Origin of the sequence: Rhizobium sp. AN6A (assembly GCF_900215635.1) — a bacterium.
In the GTDB taxonomy this organism is placed as follows: Bacteria; Pseudomonadota; Alphaproteobacteria; order Rhizobiales; family Rhizobiaceae; genus Agrobacterium; species Agrobacterium tumefaciens.
The window spans coordinates 1,197,274-1,220,802 of record NZ_OCNC01000003.1 but is presented as its reverse complement, the minus strand read 5'-3'; the positions used below and the strand labels follow the sequence as shown (position 1 = coordinate 1,220,802).

The following is a 23,529-nucleotide window of genomic DNA, read 5'->3' as shown; positions in this document are numbered from 1 at the left end:
CGCCCTCTCCCACAGGGCCGAACTAGGGTCCGCCAGTGAAGGATACAGGCCGGGAATGACCAGAAGCACAAATATGGCGGCATCGCATCAATCCCCGTTGCCGGGTTTCGTTTTGGCGATGCCTCTTTATCCTTCAAAAACCATACAGGTGCCCGGTCTCTTTCTGGCGATCTTCGTTTTTTCCATTGGCTTTTTCATTCAATGCAATGTGCTGACCAGCAATCTGGGCCTGCGCTTCCTCAATATCACCGATATGCTTGTCCTGATGACGCTGCCCGTCATCGCACTGCTTTACATTCGCTGTCTGACGCCCTCGATCATCCTGCTTTATCTCGTTCCGCTAACCATTTTTTTTGCCCTTTCGGCTGTCTTTGCCGACGAACGTGGCGAAGGTGAATTTTACACCACCGCGATGGCATATTTTTACGCGGTCTATTTTCTGTTTTTTGCCTATATGTTGTTTAAGGAGAACCTTCTCGATCTGTTCTGCTGGGGCATCTTCGCCGGCTTCATCGCTGTGACGATCCTGCTTTTTCTGGACATCGTCATTCACGACCAGCTCGCCTCCCTTGGCCTTTCTTTCATGTTCGATGAAACCGCCGTGCTGGCAGCTGCGGCAAAAGGCGAATTGAGCCCGTTACTTTTGCGTGTCGAAAAAGCGGGTGGAATCTGGCCGGTGGGCAACACAGCCGGACCTGCCTTTGCGTTGGCGGGTGCGGCAGTCGCCTATCTTGCCGAAAGGCAAAAACGCCCCGCGCTGTTTGCCGTATTTTTGCTGGTCTATCTGGCGAGCTTCACACTTACTCTCAACCGGTCCGGAGTATTTGCGGTTCTTGCCATCGGGGTCTATTTCTACATCAGAAATTTTTCCATCAAAATGCTGCTCAGCACCTATTTTGGTTTTGCCTTGTCCGCCCTTGTCATCGCAGCTGTTTTGCCATTGGGCGCTTTCGATTTTGCGGAACAGATCTTTTCGAAACGGTTTCTCGAGGACAGCAACAGCAGCAACAATGCGCAGGAGCGCTGGGATACGCTCACTGGCGGCTTTCAGGTGATGCTCCATCATCCTTTCGGCATCGGTTTTACCGCTCGATATGAAGAACTGTCGCGAATATCGAGGATCGGAACGCCGCATAGTGGCTTTCTCGCCACGGCCTATGCATCCGGCATAGGATTTGGCCTTCTCAGCGCCTTTGCGCTTGTTTACGCGATCCTCCGGAAACGAAAAGTCGGTTTCTTCGCCTATTCGGCGATCGCAATCGTAATCGTCTATCAATTTGAAGAGCTGAATTTCAATCCCGTTTTCATGGCCTATATGGGGCTCGTACTCGCCTATACTTTCATTGATCTGGATTTCAGGTTCTTTCTGAAAAATACGATGATGCGGATGGCAGGAATGGCAGAAGAGGACGCTTTGGCGACGGCACGGCTGACCTAAATTACGGCGAGGTTCTCTCGCTCCAAACCGCACATCCTTGCTGCTAAAATTTATTCCGTTTTCAAGTGGGCGCTTTAGGTCACTTCGATGATTTCAATCTCTTTGCCACCCAGGCTGACAACATCACCGGCAGATTTTCCCATCAGCACTCCTGCGACCGGGGAAACATAAGACATCGATCCAGTGGCCGGATCAGCTTCATCCTCGCCTACGATCCGAAACCGTTGCGTCCTCCCGTCATCACGGCTGAATGTTACCACGCTGCCGAAGGCAACGGTGCCATCAGCAGGCGGGCTCGGCATCAGCTGGGCGGTGCGAACGCGCTCCGCGAAATACCGAATGTCCCGCAGAGGATTGGCCGAAAGTCGACGTCTTTCATTGACGTCTTCGACGGCATTGGCCGTTTCGCAGGCTTCGCGCGCCAATTGCAGCTGCTGCTCCAGCGCTTTCAGCCCAGCTTCCGTCACCAGATTGGGATGAGGCGAAATCACCCGGTCCGGCAGAACCGTTTCGGCTGCGGTTTCGGCACTATCTTCCTTGGTAAAGGCTACACTCAATTCTGGCACTCCATTCCCGTGAGATGCCGCTTTGAGCATCTCCCTTGCCGTCCAATCCTGCCACCGCCCATTGCAATGCTGCAATAGCGTGCACCAGAGAAACCGGCCATGTACCCCTCATTTCTGGCTCTAACAGGAGGCTTTTCGCCCTGTTAGGGTATCGCCCAAGAGGAGTGAGAAAGCCAACGCTAACGGACAGGAGACGGTCAATGGCCCGGACAGTATTGAATGCGCTTGGAGAGACACTCTATTACAGCGACACTTCCACCGGATTTTTTTCCGCCACGGGTTCCGGACCGCTGCTGACAGGCACTGCCGGCAATGATTCTATGTGGGGCGACAGTTCCGTCAATGTGACAATGGCGGGCGGCACGGGCGACGATATTTATTACCTCTATTCCAGCATCAACCGCGCCGTCGAAAATGCCGGGGAGGGTATCGACACCATCGACACCTGGATGAGTTATACCCTGCCCGACAATTTCGAGAACCTGCGGGTAACCGGTGACGGCCGCTATGCCTTCGGAAATGAGCTGGACAACATCATAACCGGCGGATCCGGCAGCCAGACCATTGATGGCGGGGCCGGTAACGACGTGCTGATCGGCGGTGGCGGTGCGGATACATTCGTTTTTACGAGCGGCAACGGCACCGATCTCATCATGGATTTCAGCGCCAACGACACGATCCGGCTTAACGGTTACGGCATCACGTCCTTCGAGCAGCTCGTCAGCAATGCCACCCAACAGGGCGATAATCTCTGGCTGAACTTCGCCAACGGCGAGGCCGTCGTTCTTGCCGGAACGACCATCGACGATCTTCAGGCCGACCAGTTCGAGCTCAGCCTCGACCGATCATCCCTCACCCAGACCTTTGCCGACGAATTCGATGCACTTTCACTTCGCAGCGGCGATCAGGGGACTTGGGATGCCAAATATTGGTGGGCACCGGAAAAGGGAAGCTCGCTGACGACGAATGGCGAGGCGCAATGGTACATCAACCCCGCTTATGCCGGCACATCAGAGGTCAATCCCTTCAGCATCAACAACGGTGTCCTGACTATCACCGCCGCGGAAACCCCGCAATCGATCGCCAGCGAGGTTGAGGGCTATGATTATACCTCGGGTATGCTGAACACCTATTCGTCGTTCAGCCAGACCTATGGTTATTTCGAAATGCGCGCCGACATGCCGACCGACCGGGGCGCTTGGCCGGCCTTCTGGCTTTTGCCTGAGGACGGCTCCTGGCCACCGGAACTCGATGTCGTGGAGATGCGTGGGCAAAACCCTAATACGCTGATCATGTCCACCCACTCCAATGCAACGGGAGAACAGACATCAGTCATAAACAATGTCAGCGTGCCGAGCACGGAAGGTTTCCACACATATGGCGTGTTGTGGGATGCGGAACATATTACCTGGTATTTCGACGACGTCGCCGTGGCGCAGACGGATACGCCTGATGACATGCACGACCCCATGTATATGGTCGTCAATCTTGCTGTCGGCGGCATGGCAGGAACGCCGTCGGCGGTTGATTTCAGCGACGGGTCGCAGATGATGATCGATTACATCAAAGCCTATTCGCTTTCCGACTGGGCCGCGTAACGAAAAACGCCGGCAGTTGCGTTCAGAACTGCCGGCGCTTCAAACCTCAGCCTGTCGGCTGGGCCTTGTTCAGTTCAGTCATTCAGCCGCGATCTGCATCCGCTCAGTGTAGAGCGACATGAGATGACGCGCCGTTTCAAGGCTCGCGGGCTGTTCGGCACGGTAGCGGCGGCCGATTTCCATCATCAGCACGGTATCCGGCAGGAAGGTCAGCTCCGAGAAGATGCCCTGCCAGTCGATATCGCCCCAGCCGAGCGGCATATGCAGATCGCCGATGCCGAGAGCGGTATTTTCCTGGTCGAAATACGGCTGATAAAAGCCCTGCGGCCGGCCGAAAGAATCGTGGACATGCAGATGGCCGGCGACCGGCGCCATGGCACGAAGCTGTTCGCGAAAATCGAGCCCGCGATAGGTAGATTCGAGATAGGCGTGGCTGAAGTCGATCAGCGCCACGACGTTATCATGGCCGATGGCCTTAACGGTCTGGGCCACCTCGGCAGGCGTCTGGCGATATTGGCCGGGCTCGGTGGAGAAGATATTCTCAAGCGCGACCCGCACGCCATAGGGCTTGCAGAATTCCGCCAGCTCGAAAAGCGCTTCCCGCTCGCGGCTGTCGGCATCGGCCAGCTCGGCGATCTGGTCGGCACGCAGGGCGCCACTGTGTTGAACGAGGATGCCCGCGCCGATGCGATCGCACAGGACGGCCAACGCCTTGGCTGCATCTATCTGGTAGCGGCACGTTACCGGGTCCATGAAATTGGACGAAACAAGACCGTGCACCGTATAGCGGAAGTCGAATTCTTTGGCGAGCGCCACGAACCGTTGAGCGCGCTCCTCAATGATGCGACCGCCTGCGATCAGATCAAGGCTCGTTGCGGCAATTTCAACGGTGTCGCAGCCAATTTCGGCAAGCGCACGCAGATCGCTTTCGAGCGTGGCCAGTTCACCGTCGTCCGAACTGGCGTTGAAGCCGGTTCCAATAAGATTGCTCATTTCATCATCTCCAGGGGGTAAGAAAGGTCATGCGAGTTCAGGCTGCCGTACGGCGCGGCGCGCCGTATCGAACAGGTCCGGGCGGTCGATATTGACGTAGTCTACCCCGGCCAATGCGATCTCATTATGAAGGTTGGCATCATCGCCGCCATAATAAACCATGATTTCCAGACCCGCCTTGCGGCATGCCGCGACAAGGCCGGGCTTGCGCATCTGCGCAGGTGTGATCTCGATGATCGAGGCATGGTGAACAACCGCAGCCAGCGAAGGCGACTTGGCGATATCGAGCGTCATCATCTTGCGGAATTCCGGCGCGGCGGCGGCCAGGCCCCGGCGCATTTCTTCGGAGAAAGAGAAAAAGAAGGTATCGCGCACCATGCCAAGGCTTCGCACCAGTGCCGATACCTTGACGGGATCACAATATTTCAGCTCGACATAGACGCCGCAGCGGCCGCGCAAATGGCTGAGATAGGCATCGAGCCGCGGTACAGCCGCACCCTTGAAGTTTTCGCCGAACCAGCTGCCGGCGTCCAACGCATCGATCTCGCTCGACAGCATGTGGCCAATGGGACCCGTGCCATTGGTGGTACGATCCAGCGTTTCGTCGTGAAAGACATAAAGCACGCCGTCTGCGCTCTCGCGCACGTCAAGCTCGATGTAATCCGCTCCCTGCTGCAAGGCGAGGTCGGCGGCGGCGAAGGTGTTTTCGGGCGCAAAATGGTTGGCACCGCGATGGGAGACGATTTTGGGCATGGATATTCCTGTCAGTTTACGGCTTCCGGTTCACGCGCCGGAATAGTCGAATGGTGTGAAAGATCGGCATGCAGCCCGGCGATGCGGTTGCCGGCGGCGTCGAACACGAGCGTCAGCGCGGATTTGCAGCTGATCCCGACACGATCTCCCGGCGCGTGGCGTATCGTCTCGCCATATTCCAGCGCGTGGATCATGCCTGCGGGCGTATCGATCGTGTAGAATACCTCGCGCCCCATGGACTCGACGGTGGTAACCTGCCCCGCAAGCCGTGCCTCGGACGATGTGACGAGGGCGATATCTTCCGGGCGTAGGCCAAAGGTGACTTCGCCGTCACAGGGGGCATTGAGGTCGAGCAGGGCATCGCCAATCTGCAACTGCCCGCCCTGCGCCCATCCTTTCAAGAGATTCATTGGCGGCGTGCCGATGAAACCGGCCACGAACAGATTGTCGGGCCGGCGACAAAGATCATCGGGCGTGCCGATCTGGGCAATGGCGCCGTTGTTCATGCAAATGATCCTGTCCGCCATGGTGATCGCCTCGATCTGGTCATGGGTGACGATCAGCGTGGTGATCTTCAGGCGCTTCTGCAGGCTTTTCAGCTCGGCGCGCATGGTGATGCGCAGGGTCGCATCGAGATTGGAAAGCGGCTCGTCCAGAAGCAGGATGTTCGGTTCCTTGACCAGCGCGCGGGCAAGCGCCACACGCTGCTGCTGGCCGCCGGAAAGCTGCGAGGGCCGTCGGTCGAGCAACGCGCTGATCTGCACGAGGCTTGCCGCCTCCTCCACCCGTCGCGTTGCTTCCTCACGCGGAACATTCTTGAAACGCAACGGAAAGGCGATGTTCTGCCGCACCGTCAGGTTGGGATAAAGTGCATAGGACTGGAAGACGATGCCGACATTGCGGTCGCGCGCATCGATGCGATTGACGTTGTGGCCGTCGAAAGAAATCTGACCCGCGGTCGGCGCGTAAAGCCCGGCGAGCAGGAAAAGCGTGGTCGACTTTCCGCATCCGGACGGGCCGAGAACGGCGACGAATTCGCCGTCTTCGATGGAGAGGGTCATTGGTTGCAGAACGCGGGTGTCGCCCCAGCTTTTGGTGACATTGTCGAGGGTGATCCTGGCCATGGCGATTATCCTTTGATCCCGCCGAAACTCATCTGGGTGATGTATTTCTGCGTGAAGATGTAAATGATCAGCACAGGCAGCAGATAGATGATGCCTACGGCAGCGATCATGCCGTAATTCACGCCGGCGCTGTCCTGTGCCACGAAGAAGAGATAGAGGCTCATCGTCATCTGGCTTTTTTCGATGAGCAGCGTCTGGACGAAGACATATTCTTCCCAGCCACGCAGAAAGGTGAAGGTGGCAACCGCGATCAGCCCGCTTCTTACCTGCGGCAGAACCACCATGCGAAAGGCTTGGAAGCGGCTCGCGCCATCGGTGACGGCACTCATTTCGATGTCCCAGGGAACGTTATCGAAAAAGCCCTTGAGAACAAAAATTGGAAACGGCAGCTCAAGCGCACTCATGACCAGCACGACGCCGAAGAGATTGTTGAGCAGGCCCATGTAATGCAGCTGCACGAAGATCGCGACGGTGAGCGCGAGCGCCGGAAAGGCATGCAGCAGCAAAAGCCCGCGCAGCACGTTTTCACGCCCGGCGAAGGTGAAGCGCGACAGCGCATAGGCGGCCGGTGTGGCGACCAGCGCGACGATCAGCGTCTGGGACGCGGCAAACAGCAGTGAACTGCGCATGGCGGTCCAGACGGATGGCATCAGCGCCATGCGCGTGGTGCCGGTTTTCTCGATATCGCGGCTCCAGAGGAAACTGTAGTTGTCGATGGTCAGATGCGGCAGCACCAGCACGAAGGCGAGCGCTGCAACCACGGCACCAAATGCCAGCCACAGCAGCGCGGGATTGCGCAGGCGCGTGGAAAGAAGCGCAACCGCTATCGCCCCGCCATAGGCAAAAGCGACGATTGCGCCGCTGCGCCACAGCACAAGTCGGCTGAGATTGTCGTCGGAAGTCGTGAGCGACCTCACCAGCAGCCACAGGTAGGGCAGGAGAACCGGAATCGAAACCACCGTCAGGAACACAAGAATGACGGGAACGAAACCGGCGCGATGGGCAAGGCTGCGCCTTTCAAGACGCGTCCAGTCCGGCTTCAGATCAAGGGTATGACTGCTGTGGGCAGGCGCATGGGTGTGGGCGAGCGTCATCACAGCACCTCGATTTTGGCGGGAGCAAAAGTTGAGCGCATATTGCTGATGCGCCATTGAATGAGGGTGATGGCAACGCCTATCGCCATAAGGCCGAGCGCAAGTGCGGCACCATAGGCATAGGCGCCGTTTTCGAAGGCGCGACGGTAGATATAAAGCGGATAGGTCGTGGAATCGTAGACAGGCCCACCGCCGGTGATCAGCAGGATATATTCATAGGTCGTCATCAGTGAGAGCGCCTGATAGAGCGTGATGAAACGGATCGGTGCCGAGAGCGCGGGTGCGACGACATGGCGAAGCACACCCCATTCGCTGGCACCATCGACGCGCGCGGCATTGGCCAGATGCGACGGTATGGAGCGGATGGCCGATGTGAGGATGACCATGGCGAAAGACGCGCCGACGACACCGTTCGCCACCACCACCAGAAACAGCGGAAAGTCGTTGCGCAGGTTGAGAGCGGGTGCGCCGAGCGCGCCAAGAAACTGGTTGAGCAGGCCGGAAGACGTCGGATCGGCGATCCATATCCACAGCACGCCGTAAAGCACGGCCGGGCTCATGCGCGGCAGCAGCCAGAGGCCGCGAAAGAAGTTGCCTAGCCGGTCCGGTATCGCCGTGGTCGTAACGGCCAGAAGCGCGCCAAGCCCGATATTGAAGATGAACAGCGTTGCGCCGACATAGATCAGCGTCGTCAGCAACACCATCGGCAGGCGCACGTCGCGCTGAAACATGCGCTGGAAATTCTCGACCGTGAATTTGCCGACCCTCAGGTTTGCGCCCATGTCGGTGAAGGCGATCACCAGATTGACGACGATCGGGGCAAGAAAGAACAGGCCAAGCAAGGCGAGAGCCGGAGCCAGATAAAAGATCGGCCGGGCCGGGCGGCGCGCCCGAAGCTGAAATTGAGACATCACGATATACCGGTGGGAACGCGGAAAAGCCGCCCGGCAGAACCGGGCGGCATGGTTTCGGGCAAACTCAGTTGCTTGCGGCGTCGCGGATTTCGATCTCCGCGCCAAATTGCAGCTCAAGCTCGTCGGCGATGAAATCGACCGCCTGCGCGGCCGTCATCTTGCCGGTCTCAACCGCTTGCAGACCGCTGAACAGCACTTTGTTGTAGCTGCCGAACTTGGTGTGGTTGGGCACGAACTGCGCGTATTTCATCATCGGCGAAGCAGCGGAGAGTACCCAGTTGTCGCGGTATTTCGGCATGGCCGTCTGGGCGTTGCTGATGGCCGTATGATAGGACGTCACGGCGTGTTCGTTGTTGAAATGGGGCAATGTTGCAAGCGCCACGAGATCGGCGGCGATATCGGCATTGGCGCTCTTCGGATTGAGGGTGTAGAGCAGCGGATGCGACAGGTTGGCCGGTTTGCCACCTTTTTCGGCTGCCGGAGCAGAAATCCAGCCGATCTTGTTGAAATATCCCTTGCCGTCGGTCGGCCAGGTCGCGCCGTTCTTGTCGCCCACCTGCCAGGCAACCGCCCAGACACCCTGATGGAAGATGAAGGCCTTTTCCTGCTTGAAGGCCGTCTGGATCGCCTCCCAGCTCATGGCGGTATTGTCGACGGGCGTCACGCCTTCCTTGGCATTGCGCTCATACCAGCCGAGCGCCTTGGCCATTTCGGCCTTGGGGAACATCAGCTTTCCGGTCTTTTCGTCCATGAACTTCACGCCATAGGACTGGAACACCATCAGATAGTCGATACCGACATTCGGGCGGTGCAGCATGCCGTATTGTGCGGCCTTGCCGTCTACCACTTCCTTCGACAGGGCCGTCAGATCGTCGAGCGTGAATTCGCCGGCGTCGACCTTGGCCGAATTCCACAGAACCGGCAGGATATCGCCATAGACCCAGGGAGCAGCGGCGATCTTGTCTTCCATCGGCATGGCATAGCCGTCCTGCGCGAACTGGCCGATCCATTCATGCGGCAGGATGTAGATATCCGGCCCCTGCCCCACCGAAAACGCCTTCAGCGTATCGAGCGCGAAGGAGTCCCAGCCCTGCACGGCGCTGTTGTTGATGTCGATGACGACGCGTTTGTCGATGCCTGCTGCCTTGAACTGCGCGTTGATGATGCCGGCGGCAGCTTCGATGTTGGTGACGCGGCCGGGCGCATTCTTGTCGGCGAGCGTCCAGAGCTTGATGTTGATGTCTTCGGCAAAGGCGACAGCCGGCAAAAGCGCGCCGAGGGCAACCGTGGCCATCAGGGTGAGAGACTTGAACATGTGATCCATTCCCGTTGAAACTGATTATTTAATTAAGTTGCTTAATTAACAGCTTCATGACATTTCCCTAGGTAAAGCGCGGGAGAGTGAAACTTTGACTGAGAGACGGCAGGGCGGGCTGGCAGGCATTGGCGCAACACAGGGCGCGCTTCTGGGATATATCAGGCGCAAGGGGTCGGCCTCGCGGGTCGAACTTGCCGACTATTGCAGCATAACGCCGGCTGCCGTGAGCATGATGACGCGAAATCTGCTTGAGCGCGGTATCATCGAGGAAGGTGCACGCCGGCAGGAAGGCCGCGGCGCGCCCCATATCGACCTCACGCTCAAAAAAACCGTCGGTTACGCCCTTGGTGCGCACGCCAACCGTTATTCGGTGATGTTGACGCTGTTGAATTTCGGCGGAGAGATCGTTGGAGAATTGCAGATGCGCGGCTCCTATGACGCGTTTTCCGATGTCCAACGGGCGCTTCAGGACGGATCCGAAGAACTACTGACGAAAAATGCGATCGACAGGAGCCAACTGATCGGCGCGGCCATTGCCATGCCGACCCGCTTTCGCAAGGAAGCCATGTCGCTCGATCTTGCCGAAGAGGTTATTTCCTGGGCCGGGTCTGACCTTTCCGCCATGCTGCGCGAGGCGCTGCGTTGCCCGGTGATCATAGAAAACGATGCCAATGCCGCAGCCATGGGTGAACTGACGCTTGGCAATGCGGACGGACACGAAAATTTCGCTTATCTCTATCTGTCCGAGGGGATCGGCGGCGGCATCATTATCAAAAATGAGCTTTATCGCGGTTATCTCGGCAATGCCGGCGAGATCGGCGCCTTGCGCGGCCGCAGCACTTCGCGGCCCTCCTTCGAAGATCTGGCGGCATGGTGCGTGGAGCATGTGGGAGAAAAACCCTCCGGGCGCGCACCCGAGGTCTGGAAGGATTACCTCTTGCGCAACTCCGCCGTGTTTGAGGCGTGGCTGGAACGGGCGGGACCCGAGGTTGCGCGCCTCGCCTTCGCTGTCAGCGCCGTTCTGGCGCCCACGGCAATCTTTGTCGGCGGCACTTTACCAAGGATCGTACGACAGCGGCTGGCGGAATGGCTGGATTACGAACGCTCGGACCCGTTCGACGGCGCAAAGGTGATACAGCCGAAAATACAACTTCCGGATGTGGTTGCGACAGACCCCGTGGCCTTCGGTGCGGCGGCGATGATTCTGCACGGCGTCGGAGAAGTGCGTTAACGGCCGGAGCGCATGTCCCGGGAGAGGTCTCAGCCTAGATTGGTCACCATGAAATAGATCAGCCAGCAATGCCCGATCACCAGCACGGCCCAGGCCCATTTTGCAAGCCTGATATCGACATCGATGACTGTATTGCTGATTTCCGCCACGCGAAAAGCCTCTTCCTCAACCCGGTTCTCCGGCGGGCGAGATCTCAGCACCTTCCTGGAAACCGGCTCGCCCACGACATAAAGCCTGTCGTTCGCAAATGATGGATGCGGGTCGTCGTTGGCGCTCCCGTCAAGGGAAAGCACGTCGTCACCCGAGGCGCAACTCACCGCTAATAGCTGTGATGACACCCGCCTGTTACGCATGTTACCTCCATTGGGCATCACAAATCTTCCACACAATAAAAATAAAAAAATTCACCTGCTGCTCCCGACAAAGCCTTGGCTTTACCGGGCATATTTACGATGCGTGCAATACGCGCCGCGCCAGTTGAACCCCTTCTCGCCCCGCGCTTTTGCGCTCCCCCGGAAACGCATCGACATCAGCCCTGCCATTAACGTGCCGGGCTTCCCGGCAAATCGTGCCTTCCCGCGTAAGGCTTTACCTCCCGCTGGATCAGGAAGACGGACTTCTCCACCGGCAGCGGTTCGGCTGTCCGGTATCGATGAGACCGCTTGGAATATTCAAACCGGATCAGCCTGTCTTCGAACTTCCCCGCCAGAACGCGATAGCCGTTGACGACCTCGTTCAGTATTTCCAGCTCTTCTCCCCACAGCCAGCCACCGTAAGCAGTGCCCTCGTTGGAGCGCAGCACGATCTCGAAAAAATGCCCGCCGGCCGCAAATGGCATGCGGAAAATAATATCGAGATTGTCCTCATCTTCGTCGTCGCATGCCGACAGTCTGGCGTGAGCAACCTTCGCATGAGCCAGCGCCGAGACCGGATAGAACGGGCGCCCTTTGAACCACATGAACTCACACACCGCATAACCGACGTCGTCGGCACGCTGGTAAGGTTCAGTACGCGGCTCGAACGCCATGTAGCTTCCGTTAAACGCTATCAATTTCGAAAATTCCCGATGCCTGCCTGATGCATGATTGCTGTTTTCCACCCGTCATCCGCGCCTCTATTCACGACAATAGGCAAGCGGCGTCACACCAGCGTCAAATGGAACGCTAATGATGACTTTCAATTTCCCGGACACATTGTTAGATGGTGATTCATGAGGGAACGAAAGTGGCTGGGAACGCTGAACTGATACCGATCCGGCTTTTTGGCACCCCGCGCTGCGATGCGGTGCGGCAAGCGTTTTTCCCGTCCAAGGGCTTTGCCCTCACTGCCGCCCTGATCCTTGCTCCCAACCAGTCCCTTTCCCGCCAGCAGGCCGCATCGCTGTTGTGGGAAAACGTCGAGCAAAAAAGGGCACTCGGCAATTTGCGTCAGCTGATCCTGCGCCTCCAGAAGCTGTCGAGCGATGACGATGCCATCCTTCTGACAGAAGGAAACGACCTGAAGGCCGGAAAGCTGGCGCAGCGGACCGACCTTGCGATCTTTCTTGCCGGCGCGAGAGCAGAAGACCCGATGCAGCGGCTGCAGGCCCTGCTCGAATTCGGCGGCGATCTGCTGGAGGGGCTGGAGGCTGGGCAGGACCACCTTTATCTCTGGCTGCTGTCTGAGCGACGCCGTCTCAAGGACCTGTTCTTTTCAAGCTATACACCGCTTCTGGAGGAGTTGACGCGCTTCGGCCGCGCCAGTTCGAACAACATCGCATCGCTTGCCGAATGCGCGCTGAAGATCGAGCCGGAGCGCGAGGAAACCTACCGCGCCGCCATGGCGGCCTATGCGCGGGTGGGAAACACCAGCGCCTGCGAGGGAATTTTCCAGCTCCTGATGGAACAGCTTCGCCAGGAGGACCGCCCTCCGGAGGCCGAGACAGTGGCGCTCCGACGGCGGATACAAAGTCTGGCCTCGACGATAGTAACCCCCGCCGAACCGGATGAGGGTAGCCGCCGAAAACCGATGGCAAAACCACGCGTCGCCTTTAGCCGTCCGGTGCGGGTGGACGGGCTTGCGGTATCGCCGGTGATGAATGCCTTTGTCGAGGATGTCGCCAATAGTCTCGTTCGATACCGGACCTTCACCGTTCTTTCGACGCACAGCACCTTTGTAGCGACACACGACCGGACCGACGACAGTTATGCCATGTTGCGGGCGAATTACCGCATCATCTCCACGGTCTTCGACGATGCCCGCATGTCGGTAGCGCTGATCGAGGAAGCGACCGGGGAAATCGTCTGGTCGCTGGAGGTTGTGCTGACCGCGCGGCATATTCACGCCGCTTTTCGACTGCTGTCCAAACAGGTGGCCGCGGGGCTTGCCCGCGAGATCGAGCGGCTTCAGGTGGAACCAGACCGCAACCACAGCGGCGAGGCCTACCGGCAATTGCTGGAGGGCCAGCAGCTTCTGCGCGGCAAGTGCGACCTGCCGCTTCTTCGAAGAGCCCGCTCGATGTTCCGCAAGGCGGTCGATCTGGATAACAGCATGGCGGTTGCCCGCGCCCGCGTGGCGCAGAGCCTGCAGCTGGAATGGCTGATGCTGGGCGGCAACGACCCCCATTTGCTGCACCGCGCCAAGGCGGAGGCAGACGCCTCCGTCGAAATCGATCCCGCTCTTGGCGTCGGCCACTGGATGTGCGCCGTCGTGGCGCTCTACCAGCGGGATTTCGACATATCCGCCGAAAGGTTCTTCGAAGCCGAGGCGCTTGCGCCCAACTCCGCCGACCTTTTGCTCCAGCATGCCGATGCGCTCGCCCATTTCGGCGATGCCGAAACCGCATGGGAAAAGTTTCAGCAAGCCATCGACCTCAATCCGCTCGCACCCGACATCTACTGGTGGGCGGGCGCCAGCATCGCGTTCAAGCGTGAGGATTACGGCGCGGCAGTAGAACTGTGCGCGCGCATGGAAAATGACGAGCCGGCATTGCGCGTATTGACCGCGAGCCACGCGCTCCACGGTGATTTGGACGCTGCCCGGGAAACCGGCAGCAGGCTTCAGGAAAACTATCCGGGTATGACGGCGAGGGAGATCAGCAGCCTGTCCCCAGACCGAGACCCGGTAGCGAATGAAAAATTCTATAACGCACTTCGATTAGCTGGGATCAAATAGGAGTTATTATGTCCTCGCACTTCTTTATTGTCGGAAAAAAGGGTTTCGGCGTTCTCTTCATTCGCACGGCACCCCTCAGGGTTGCGTCCGTCTCGCATGAGACGATTGCCGCCTATGAAGCGAGCCATCCCGGTGTGGACGGTTACGCGCGCGTTGCTGCGGCGGCAAAATCCATGCTCGTTCGTCAGGACGGCCAGCCCGAAAACGAGCTGGATCAGGTCCAGATCCAGGGCATCGAAGCCCTCGTCGCCGGCGGCGCTGTCGTTTCCGAGGCCGATTTCGCCTTTGTCGGCGAAGTGATCGACGCCGGCTGGGATTTCAACCGCATGGTGCAGGCACCGATCGAATCGGCCCTGAAGGCTGTTGGCCCGGCGGGTTCCGTCACCGGCGAGCTGTTCGACGCCATCCTTGCCGACGATACCAACGCGGCGCCTTGATTGCGGCCCCGCAGCCTTGACCGCTGACGGCGTACATATTCCAGCGACAGCGGCTTTAGGGCATGCGGACGCTTCGTTCTTCGATCCCGAACTGCTTCGGCGGTTCGGGATTACACGCGTCGGAGACGTGACCGGTCTCGATATTATCGGCATACCCGTCTGGTTCGCGACGCGGCCCAATTCACGCGGACTGTCGGTCTCCCAGGGCAAGGGGCTTGTCGCGGAGCAGGCACGGCTTTCCGCGATCATGGAAGCGATCGAAGGTGCCGTCGCCGAAGACACCCGCAAACATATCGCCACTTTCGGCTCCATTCGTGAGATGCGGGACAAGGGCGCCCCTCTCGTTCCTTTCGAAACGATCGGCCGGGTCGACCCGGACACTCTTGATCTGCGAAACGAACGCGCCTGGGTGAAGGGAATATCCATACGCCAGCAGCAGGAGGTTTTTGCCCCCTATGAGCTGGTGGGCATGGATTTTCGCGCGGATTTCCCCTGGGACCGGCGGGCCTTCCTCATGAGTTCGCAAGGTCTCGCGGCGGGTTTCGACCATGACCACGCGGTTCTGCACGCCTTGCTCGAACTCATCGAAAACGACGCCTGCTTTCTCGTCGATACCTTCGAAACCCGCAATATCGCGCCGGAACCGGTCGTGCTGCCGATGGGTGTCGACACATCCTTCGATGCTCTTGTTCAACACCTTTCACATATCGGACTGCCGCCCCGCTTCTTTGATCTCACCAATACGCTCGGCGTGCCCGTAATAATGGCAAGCCTGCCACGGTCAATCCACGCGCAGGACGGACTTGCCACCCGTAGCGCTGCCGGCGCAGCGTGCCGGTTTGGCACCTATGACGCGGCAATTGCCGCGCTGCTGGAGGCGATCCAGTCGCGACTGACTGACATCAGCGGCGCAAGGGACGATCTCTCTCCTTTGCGCTACCAGCGGGATATGTTTGCGGCGGGACCGGCGGCATCCGAGGTGCGGCCGATGGACCGGACCCCGGTCAATCTAGATTTTGCGGATAGCGATCCGGCTCTACCTCGGTGGCGTCAGCTTGCCGAGCATCTTTTCGCCGCCGGGATCGACGACATCTATGCCTTTGCGCTGGAAACGGGCGTATCCGGTCTGCATGTCGTACGGGTTCTGGCAAGTGGCCTCACGCCCGCCGGCGGCGGTCTGCAACGCATATCGCAGCGGACGCTCGACCGGTTCCTGAACCTCGGAGGCCTTTGATGAAGCCGGTGGTTTTTGCAGGCCCGTCCATCCACGGCATCCCACGCGCGCAGATTTTAGGCCTCGATCTTCGCGGCCCGGCTGCCTGCGGAGATATTTTCGATGCGGTAAAGCAGGGTGCCCGGACAATCGGGCTGATCGACGGCCTCTACGGTGACTGCGCCGCCGTGTGGCACAAGGAAATCCTGTTTGCACTGTCAGGCGGCGTCACTGTTCTCGGTGCCGCCAGCATGGGCGCGCTAAGAGCGGCGGAATGCGCGGCCTTCGGCATGATCGGCATCGGCGAAATCTTTGAAGCCTATCGGGACGGGCAGCGTTTTTCCGACGCCGATGTGGCAGTCAGCCACGCGCCCGGCGAACTCGACTACCGCCCGCTGACAATCGCGCTTGTCGATGCCGAAGCGACGCTCGAAGCGTGTCGCGCCACTATTGCCCCAGAGGAACACGACGCCTTGCTGAACGCCGCCCGCAAGCTGCATTTTACCCGCAGGACATGGCGTGCAATGGCAACTGAAGCAGACCTCAACCCCGAGACCGCAAATTTTCTGGCCGGAAACGCGGTTTCTGCCAAACGAAACGATGCGGCCCGGCTTTTAGGCCTGCTTGGCAGCGGGGAATTGCCATCACCGCCGCCGCAATCGTGGAAATTGCAGAACACGGTATTTTTCCAGCAATTGGCCATGCGGCAGACGGCGGGAGAAAAAGCGTCTTGACCGCTGCCCCGCCCCTGTCTCTGGTGCCCGATTGCGGTGGGCTGATCCGGACAATAGCGCTTGCCCTGCCCGCAGCGTTTTTTGCGGGTGACAGGACTGACGGGGGCGTCTCTCCGCTCATCCCGATCGGAAACCTGCTTTCGGCTCTGCCGTCCGACGTCACGGCCCTTGTTCTGATCGATGGCCCCTGTCTCGCCGCCGCTCAAAGCTGGCTCAGCAGGCTGGCAGCCACCTGCACCGCAGAACTGTTGCCGCTCGATGCAACCAGCAGCGTTTCGCACCCGTGGATACAGGACGTGTTCCACGTTCGGACTGCTGATGGGATCGCAACCGAACTGCTTTGCGCATCGGAAAGCGCCATCACTGGCGAGCTCGCCAATCGTCTCGGGCTTGCTGCCAACGCTTCGTATGTCACTTTGCCGGGCGGCAACCAGCTGGTCGGGCCGGACTTTCGATTGGTGGGCCATTCCAGCCTGCAGGACGACAGGGGTGTGGCAAACAATGCGGTAACCGAACGGCCGCAACAATGGCAGCGGGTTCAGGCACTCGACTACAGAACCGTGCGCGATTTCGGATATCGGCCGGAAGACCTCGGCAATGCCTCGGCCTCAATCGCTCTTACCTTGGCAAAAACGTCGCCTCCGGCGATCACCTTCGGAAAAATCCACCAATGCGGTTTCCACGTCGACCAGTTCGTTTCGGTCACAGGTCTAAGACGCGATGGCCACCCGCTATTGCTTGTTGCCGATCCGGTGGCCCATGAATGCGATGCCCGTAACGCGATGGATTTGAAACGAAAACTGGATGCCTCCGTTCTATTGCTGGCACAGCAGGGCTTCGCAATCCTGCGAAATCCCATTCCGGTTTTACCCGCCATCGACACCAACAAATGCCTGCCTCGGCTTTATAACAACGTCCTTGTTGAAAATACCGTGCGCTCCGGCAAAGAGAAGCCATTCGTCTGGGTTCCGCATTTCGGTGATGTGGAGACGCTCGAAGGTTTCGACCGAGAGAACAGGAAAATTTGGGAAAGACTGGGCTTTCACGCCATCGGCGTGGCCGGCTGGAGCCATTTTGCCAGCCGAAACGGGGCATTGCGATGTGCAACAAAGGTGATAAACCGTCAACCAGCACAGCATACCGACGGAAAACAGCCTTACTTTATCAGTAACACCTCACAATACCCGTGGAAATTGTGTTGAATGTCTACCTTCAACAATATTAATTGATAAATATCCAATTTAAGAACCTCACAACTGGAGGAGTTCATGATGCAAGCCAAACTACCCAGCCCAATCGATGTGCATGTGGGTACACAAATCCGAATGCGCCGCAAATCGCTCGGCATGAGTCAAAGCGCGCTGGCGGGCCGGTTGGGCATTACCTTCCAGCAGGTCCAGAAATACGAAAAGGGTGCCAATCGCGTCGGCGCGTCCCGTTTGCAAGCCATTGCATCGGTTCTCGGCGTCGATGTCAGCTCTTTGTTCGCCAATGCGACGCCGGATGTCGGAAACGCCAATCCCGCCCTTGGCACGATCAACGCCATGCAGTCTTTCGTTGCGTCGAATGAAGGATTTTCGCTCAATCAGGCCTTTGCCCGGATCAAGAGCGCAACCGTGCGCAAGAGCATTGTTGCCCTCGTGACATCGCTTGCGGCTACCGAAGCGGCGGAAAATAACGGCGCGCCGGAAAACAAGAGCGACGATTGACGCAGGTGTGACGCTCGCGTGACGCTCGATGTGGTCGATAATGAACAACGCGGGATCAACGCGTTTTCATACTGTCGATTGTCGAGAGGGAAGCATGGCGTCTACCACAGCAATACTTGAAGAGGACAATGCGGACGAGATTCTGGCACTCGGAAGGATGGTGTCCTACCTTTGCCAGCGCTCCAAATCCATGGAACTGGGCATGTCGACCTATTTCCTCGAAATGGCATTGTTATCGCTGGCTCAGGACATCAATCTGCAGGGACTGCCACAGGCAGGCGCAGAGATGAATGGCAACGGTTTCGCACACGCCGATCTGCATTAAGCCAAGCGTGTCTGCAATTTATGCAGATCCGCAGGATGGTTCCACTTGTCTGCGCTTCCGGGTGGCTTGAAACCCACCGGGCGCAGATATTGGTATTATTCCCTCCACAAAATTTTATGGAAGCGTTTGTCGAGGCCCGGTTTTCACCGGGCCTCGATTTATTTCAGAGCAACGCCCGCCGAAACCCGGGAGCTGTAGACGAAACCGGCGTCAGGAGACAACCGCGCCCGGACCGGCCACAGCACCTGATGGTACTTTGCCCAGAATAATCATGCCGAGAACCTCGTCCTTCGTCACATCTTCCGTGCGGGCATGGCCGACCACCTTGCCGTTTTTCATGACGAATACCCGGTCGGCGAGATCGAAGACGTCATGGATATCGTGGCTGATGAGGAAGATGCCGATGCCCTGCCGTTTCAGTTCCTTGACGAGATCGCCGACCTGCGCCGTTTCCTGCGGCCCGAGTGCTGCCGTTGGTTCATCCATGATGAGGATGCGGGCATCGAACAGAATGGCGCGGGCGATTGCCACGGACTGCCGCTGGCCACCCGAAAGTGCCTTCACCGGCTCCTTGAACCGCCGGAAATTGGGGTTGAGACGCCCCATGACCTCGCGGGCCGAAGCTTCCATGGCGACATCATCCAATGTTCCCCATTTCGTCTTCAGTTCGCGGCCGAGATAAAGATTGGCCGCCGCATCGACGTTATCCGCTACCGCCAGCGTCTGGTAGATGGTTTCGATACCGTATTTCTTGGCGTCGCGGGGATTGCGGATATCGACATCCTCGCCGTTGATGAGGATATCGCCCCCATCCCGCCGGTATGCACCGGACAATATCTTGATGAGCGTCGATTTGCCGGCACCGTTGTGGCCAAGAAGGGCCACCACCTCACCGGGGAAAAGATCGACAGAGGCGTTTTCCACCGCATGGATACCACCGAAGGAAATGGAAATATTGCGCATTTCCACGAGGGGCGTGACTTGTTCCGTCATTGGGGTTCTCCTCGGTTCTTACTTGGCGCGGGCGCGGTAGATGGTGTCGAGCCAGACGGCGACGACCAGAACCACACCGACGACGATGCGCTGAAAGGGCGTATCGATGCCCACAAGCACCATGCCGGATTGCAGCGATTGCATGACGAGCGCGCCGAGCATCGCGCCCGCTATGGTGCCGACGCCGCCGGCAAGCGACGTGCCGCCGATGACCGCCGCCGCGATCGTATAAAGTTCATCCAGTTCACCCTGGGCATTGGTGGCCGCGTTGAGGCGGGCAGTCGAGATTGCCGCAGCGATGGCGCACAGAACGCCCATCAGCGTGAATATCTTGACCGTGACCCAGCGGGTCTTGATGCCGGCGAGTTCCGCCGCTTCCGGGTTGCCGCCGATGGCGAACACGTAGCGGCCGAAGCGCAACCGCGTGGCGATGAAGGTCATCACCGCGCCGACGGCAAGCGCCATCAGCACCGGAATGGCAATGCCGTGCGGAATGAACAGACCACCATCCGGCCAGGTAATGCCATTGGCATCGGCATAGTTGCGGGCAATGTTGATCGGCCAGGGATAGCTGTTGACGACAGCCACGAAACCGACGACGACGAAGCAGCCAAGTGCCACCAGGAAATATTCCGCCCAGACGGGCCGCAGCGGAAAACCGAAACGGCGACGCTGGTGGCGGGAATTCAGGATTGCCGCGACAATGGCGACGCAGGCGACAATGGCTGCGATCCAGCTCCATGTCGCGCCGATCGAGCCGCTGGTGCCGCCGCCCATCAGGCGGAAGGTGGAATCCATCGGCGCCACGGTGCGGCCGCTGGTGACGAACCATGTGCCACCGCGCCAGACCAGCAGACCACCAAGCGTGACGATGAAGGACGGCACGTTCAGGAAGGCGATGATCGAGCCCTGAAGCATGCCGATCGCTCCGCCGACGAGAATGCCTACCAGAAGCGTGACGATCCATGTCGCCCAATGTTCAAAGCCGAGCAGCTGCGGCAGGATTTCCGCCTGCATGACCCCCATGATCATGCCGGAAAAACCGAGGATCGACCCGACCGACAGATCGATGTTGCGGGTAACGATGACAAGCACCATGCCTGTCGCCATCACCGCGACCGAAGCGGTCTGGACGGAGAGGTTCCAGAGGTTTCTAGGCGTCAGGAACAGCCCGCCCGAAAGAATATGGAAACCGATCCAGATCAGAAGAAGCGCGCCGACCATGCCGAGCAGGCGGGTATCAAGCTCCGTCGCACTGATGAAACGCGAAATAGAGCCCGTCTTTTCCGTCTTGGGGGACGCTGTGGAATTGGATTGTGTCATGTCGGCCATGGACTGCCGGTCCTCCTTACATCTGAAAGGCGCCGCGCCACATATCACTGGCGCGGCGCCTAAACATCAACCTAGCGGTCTCAGTTGCAGGCCTTGACGGATCCGGCCTTTACACCCTGGCAGGCCGTTTCCTTCTTGATCCAGCCGGCGTCGATGACGACGTTCAGATTGTCCTTGGTAATGGCGATGGGCTTGAGGAAGACTGACTGCATCGTCACTTTTTTCGGACCGCCATCAAAAGCGGCAACGCCCTTGATTTCCGTCATCTTCTTGCCGCCCGCAAGCTCCAGCGCGATGCCAGCAGCTTCCTTGCCGAGTTCGCGGCTGTCCTTCCAGACAGATACTGTCTGCGTGCCGAGCGCTACGCGGTTGAGCGCGGCGAAGTCCGCATCCTGACCGGATACGGGAACAGAACCTGCAAGGCCCTGCGCGGCAAGAGCGGCAATTGCGCCACCGGCCGTTCCGTCGTTCGAGGCGACGACCGCATCGACCTTGTTGTTATTCTTGGTCAGGAACTGCTCCATGTTCTTCTGGGCATTTTCCGGCTTCCAGCCATCGGTATAGGCTTCGCCGACATTCTTGATCTTGCCCGCGTCGACAGCGGCCTTCAGGACTTCCTGCTGTCCGGCAAAAAGAAAGTCCGCATTCGGATCGGAAGACGAACCCTTGATGAAGACGTAGTTGCCTTCCGGCTTGACCTTGAAGACTTCGGCGGCCTGAAGGCGACCGACTTCCTTGTTGTCGAAGGTGATGTAGAAGGCGTTCTTGTTTTCGATCAGGCGGTCGTAACCCACCACCGGAATACCTTCAGCGACGGCCTTTTCAACAGCCGGGCCAATCGCGTCGCTGTCCTGCGCAAGAATGATCAGCGCATTGGCGCCCTGGGAAATCAGCGATTCCACGTCGGTCAGCTGTTTTGCGGCGGACGACTGCGCATCGGCGGAAATATACTTCGCACCGGCCTTGTCGAGAGCTGCCTTGATTGCCGCCTCATCCGTCTTCCAGCGCTCTTCCTGGAAATTCGACCAGGAAACGCCAACGACGAGATCAGCAGCAATGGCTGCGGTGTGCAGGGAAACGAGTACAGCTGTACCCGCCAAAAGCTTGGCAAACGAATTCATGATGTCCTCCCGGTAAGGGCGAAGCCTGCACCTCCATGCAGGGAAAACGCCCGGAAAAAGCTGTCGGGCTCTGTGATTTCACAATTTTCTCGACAGTCGAGAAAATTAATGTCAGAGATTGCCCATGCTGTCAACAACGGCTGCGGGCAGCATCCGGGTGCCTTGATCTTGCTCGTGGCGTGCGCCATCAGAGGGGATAAGCACGACAGGAAAAAAGCCGTTCAGGGAGCATACCCCAGCCCATGTCCGCCATTGCAAGCACGGAACTGGTGCGCCAGAAAAACAGCCTGTCGGTGATGGCAGCGCTGCGCCTTCATGGCAGCCTCTCCCATACGGACATGTCCTCCTTCACCGGGCTTGCCTCCGCCACTGTTTCCGCAATCACCATGGAACTCGAGCGGGCCGGCCTCATCCTGCGCAAAGAGCAACTGGCCGCGGCCGGGCGCGGGCGACCGCGCATCCTCTTTGGGCCTGATGGTGCTTTTTGCCACGTCGCCATCGTCATCATTTCGTCCGACAGCGTGCAATATTCGTTGGTCGATTATGCCGGCAAGCTGGTGGACCGCTTCACCGAGCAGAGGATCACGGCTGAAAAAGGGTCATTCGGCGGCTCGATCCTCTCCGGCCTCGCACGGCTTGCGGACCGTTCGCGCATCGACCGGCACGACATTCTTCAGGTGTCGATCAGCAGCAAGGGGCTTGTGGACGCGGCAGCGGCGGTGCTCGTCTGGTCGCCGGTGCTCGGCACCGAAAAGATAGATTTCCAGCAGCTCATTTCTCAGGACGGCCGAATCCGCGTGACGCTGAACAACGAAACGCTGCTGGCCGCAAAAGCCATCCGGATGCAGGAGCAGGCAAAGGACGGCCCGAAACCAGAGGCACTTGTCACCCTGTCGCTCGGCCACAGCATTGGCCTCGGCATTGCCCGCGCCGCGGGTGGCGGGATAGAGGTTAGCGCCCCCAATTTCGGACATATGCTGCATCTGGCCGATGGCGCCCTTTGCCGCTGCGGCACCAGAGGCTGTATCGAGGCCTATTCAGGGTTTTATGCAATCCTGCGTTCGGCTTTCGAGGCCCCGCCGCAGGCGGAACCGGCAAAATTCGTGCCGATTGCCGAAGTGGACAAGATCGCCGCTTCCGCCCGCGCCGGCGGGCGCATGGCGCGGCTTGCCTTCCGCACAGCCGGGCTTGCACTCGGCAACGGCCTTTCACGCCTGTTCAGCCTGCATGGCCATATGCCGGTCTTCATCACTGGCCCCGGCACACGCTACTTCGATCTTCTGGAAAGCGGCCTTCACGATGGCCTTGCGCAATCGCAGTCGGTACGCTTCGGCGGAATGCCAAAAATCGGCATCGCGCCCAACGAACCGGAACTGGTGTTCGAAGGGCATATGGAACACGCTCTGTCCGCCGCCGACGACTATATATTGAGCGCAGATGGTCCTGAAAGAGCGGTAAGGAACTCGGGGAACTGACGGGGCAA

At 58.8% G+C, this 23,529-nt stretch carries 23 protein-coding genes; 11 read left to right on the top strand and 12 right to left on the bottom strand.

Annotated features, from left to right (window positions below; translation table 11 throughout):
• Positions 1-55 precede the first annotated feature (55 nt).
• Positions 56-1,438, top strand: a complete 1,383-nt coding sequence (locus tag CRO62_RS27185) for an O-antigen ligase family protein (RefSeq protein WP_179784486.1) — start codon at positions 56-58, stop codon at positions 1,436-1,438.
• 74 nt (positions 1,439-1,512) lie between these two features.
• Here the strand turns inward: CRO62_RS27185 and greA are convergent, their stop codons facing one another.
• Positions 1,513-1,995, bottom strand: coding sequence for a transcription elongation factor GreA (greA, locus tag CRO62_RS09550; RefSeq protein WP_019564836.1), 483 nt, complete (start codon positions 1,993-1,995; stop codon positions 1,513-1,515).
• Positions 1,996-2,204: 209 nt separating this feature from the next.
• On the opposite strand from greA, the gene CRO62_RS09545 reads away from it, so the two are divergent.
• On the top strand, positions 2,205-3,602 hold the full coding sequence (locus CRO62_RS09545) for a family 16 glycosylhydrolase (protein WP_097099983.1): 1,398 nt from the start codon (positions 2,205-2,207) through the stop codon (positions 3,600-3,602).
• Positions 3,603-3,680: 78 nt separating this feature from the next.
• Here the strand turns inward: CRO62_RS09545 and CRO62_RS09540 are convergent, their stop codons facing one another.
• From CRO62_RS09540 to CRO62_RS09515, 6 genes are all read right to left on the bottom strand, one after another.
• Complete coding sequence (locus CRO62_RS09540) at positions 3,681-4,595, bottom strand: TIM barrel protein (protein WP_097099982.1); 915 nt, start codon at positions 4,593-4,595, stop codon at positions 3,681-3,683.
• 27 nt (positions 4,596-4,622) lie between these two features.
• Complete coding sequence (locus CRO62_RS09535; protein WP_097099981.1) at positions 4,623-5,348, bottom strand: glycerophosphodiester phosphodiesterase family protein; 726 nt, start codon at positions 5,346-5,348, stop codon at positions 4,623-4,625.
• Between the two features lie 11 nt (positions 5,349-5,359).
• Positions 5,360-6,472 (bottom strand): ABC transporter ATP-binding protein, encoded by a 1,113-nt coding sequence (locus tag CRO62_RS09530; protein ID WP_097099980.1) that lies wholly within the window; start codon positions 6,470-6,472, stop codon positions 5,360-5,362.
• A gap of 5 nt (positions 6,473-6,477) precedes the next feature.
• Positions 6,478-7,566 carry a carbohydrate ABC transporter permease gene (locus CRO62_RS09525; RefSeq protein ID WP_097099979.1) on the bottom strand — a complete coding sequence of 363 codons (1,089 nt, stop codon included), beginning with the start codon at positions 7,564-7,566 and terminating at the stop codon, positions 6,478-6,480.
• Positions 7,566-8,477 carry a carbohydrate ABC transporter permease gene (locus CRO62_RS09520; RefSeq protein ID WP_019564841.1) on the bottom strand — a complete coding sequence of 304 codons (912 nt, stop codon included), beginning with the start codon at positions 8,475-8,477 and terminating at the stop codon, positions 7,566-7,568. The genes CRO62_RS09525 and CRO62_RS09520 overlap by 1 nt, the downstream gene beginning before the upstream one ends.
• Positions 8,478-8,544: 67 nt before the next feature.
• Positions 8,545-9,795, bottom strand: a complete 1,251-nt coding sequence (locus tag CRO62_RS09515; RefSeq protein WP_097099978.1) for an ABC transporter substrate-binding protein — start codon at positions 9,793-9,795, stop codon at positions 8,545-8,547.
• Positions 9,796-9,889: 94 nt separating this feature from the next.
• Here CRO62_RS09515 and CRO62_RS09510 point away from each other — a divergent pair, with 94 nt between their 5' ends.
• The gene (locus CRO62_RS09510) at positions 9,890-11,029 is read left to right on the top strand and encodes an ROK family transcriptional regulator (RefSeq protein ID WP_097099977.1); all 1,140 of its coding nucleotides are present in this window, start codon (positions 9,890-9,892) and stop codon (positions 11,027-11,029) included.
• Between the two features lie 29 nt (positions 11,030-11,058).
• Here CRO62_RS09510 and CRO62_RS09505 read toward each other — a convergent pair whose 3' ends face one another.
• Together CRO62_RS09505 and CRO62_RS09500 are read right to left on the bottom strand one after the other, a co-directional pair.
• Positions 11,059-11,382, bottom strand: a complete 324-nt coding sequence (locus tag CRO62_RS09505) for a hypothetical protein (RefSeq protein ID WP_236765579.1) — start codon at positions 11,380-11,382, stop codon at positions 11,059-11,061.
• 188 nt (positions 11,383-11,570) lie between these two features.
• The gene (locus tag CRO62_RS09500; RefSeq protein ID WP_035199599.1) at positions 11,571-12,056 is read right to left on the bottom strand and encodes a hypothetical protein; all 486 of its coding nucleotides are present in this window, start codon (positions 12,054-12,056) and stop codon (positions 11,571-11,573) included.
• 173 nt (positions 12,057-12,229) lie between these two features.
• Here CRO62_RS09500 and CRO62_RS09495 point away from each other — a divergent pair, with 173 nt between their 5' ends.
• The 7 genes from CRO62_RS09495 (at position 12,230) to CRO62_RS09465 (ending at position 18,600) form a co-directional block, all read left to right on the top strand.
• Positions 12,230-14,182 (top strand): BTAD domain-containing putative transcriptional regulator, encoded by a 1,953-nt coding sequence (locus CRO62_RS09495; RefSeq protein WP_179784485.1) that lies wholly within the window; start codon positions 12,230-12,232, stop codon positions 14,180-14,182.
• An 8-nt stretch (positions 14,183-14,190) separates the two neighbouring features.
• On the top strand, positions 14,191-14,619 hold the full coding sequence (locus tag CRO62_RS09490) for a hypothetical protein (protein WP_003511290.1): 429 nt from the start codon (positions 14,191-14,193) through the stop codon (positions 14,617-14,619).
• A 37-nt stretch (positions 14,620-14,656) separates the two neighbouring features.
• Complete coding sequence (locus CRO62_RS09485; RefSeq protein WP_097100446.1) at positions 14,657-15,853, top strand: YcaO-like family protein; 1,197 nt, start codon at positions 14,657-14,659, stop codon at positions 15,851-15,853.
• Entirely contained in the window at positions 15,853-16,566 is a 714-nt protein-coding gene (locus tag CRO62_RS09480; protein ID WP_097099975.1) for a TfuA-like protein, read from the top strand. The genes CRO62_RS09485 and CRO62_RS09480 overlap by 1 nt, the downstream gene beginning before the upstream one ends.
• Positions 16,563-17,768 carry a hypothetical protein gene (locus tag CRO62_RS09475; protein WP_097099974.1) on the top strand — a complete coding sequence of 402 codons (1,206 nt, stop codon included), beginning with the start codon at positions 16,563-16,565 and terminating at the stop codon, positions 17,766-17,768. The genes CRO62_RS09480 and CRO62_RS09475 overlap by 4 nt, the downstream gene beginning before the upstream one ends.
• A gap of 69 nt (positions 17,769-17,837) precedes the next feature.
• Positions 17,838-18,275: a helix-turn-helix domain-containing protein gene (locus CRO62_RS09470; RefSeq protein WP_025595440.1), complete on the top strand. Its 438-nt coding sequence runs from the start codon at positions 17,838-17,840 to the stop codon at positions 18,273-18,275.
• A gap of 94 nt (positions 18,276-18,369) precedes the next feature.
• Positions 18,370-18,600 carry a hypothetical protein gene (locus tag CRO62_RS09465; protein WP_174003311.1) on the top strand — a complete coding sequence of 77 codons (231 nt, stop codon included), beginning with the start codon at positions 18,370-18,372 and terminating at the stop codon, positions 18,598-18,600.
• 210 nt (positions 18,601-18,810) lie between these two features.
• On the opposite strand, the gene CRO62_RS09460 is transcribed toward CRO62_RS09465, so the two are convergent.
• The 3 genes from CRO62_RS09460 to xylF all read right to left on the bottom strand — a co-directional run bounded on the left by CRO62_RS09460 (position 18,811) and on the right by xylF (position 22,046).
• Positions 18,811-19,593 carry an ATP-binding cassette domain-containing protein gene (locus CRO62_RS09460; protein WP_097099972.1) on the bottom strand — a complete coding sequence of 261 codons (783 nt, stop codon included), beginning with the start codon at positions 19,591-19,593 and terminating at the stop codon, positions 18,811-18,813.
• Between the two features lie 18 nt (positions 19,594-19,611).
• Positions 19,612-20,925 carry a sugar ABC transporter permease gene (locus CRO62_RS09455; RefSeq protein ID WP_097099971.1) on the bottom strand — a complete coding sequence of 438 codons (1,314 nt, stop codon included), beginning with the start codon at positions 20,923-20,925 and terminating at the stop codon, positions 19,612-19,614.
• A gap of 80 nt (positions 20,926-21,005) precedes the next feature.
• A complete protein-coding gene (gene xylF, locus CRO62_RS09450) occupies positions 21,006-22,046 on the bottom strand; it encodes a D-xylose ABC transporter substrate-binding protein (RefSeq protein WP_003511300.1) in 1,041 nt (346 codons plus the stop codon).
• 242 nt (positions 22,047-22,288) lie between these two features.
• On the opposite strand from xylF, the gene CRO62_RS09445 reads away from it, so the two are divergent.
• A complete protein-coding gene (locus CRO62_RS09445; protein WP_179784484.1) occupies positions 22,289-23,521 on the top strand; it encodes an ROK family transcriptional regulator in 1,233 nt (410 codons plus the stop codon).
• Positions 23,522-23,529 lie beyond the last annotated feature (8 nt).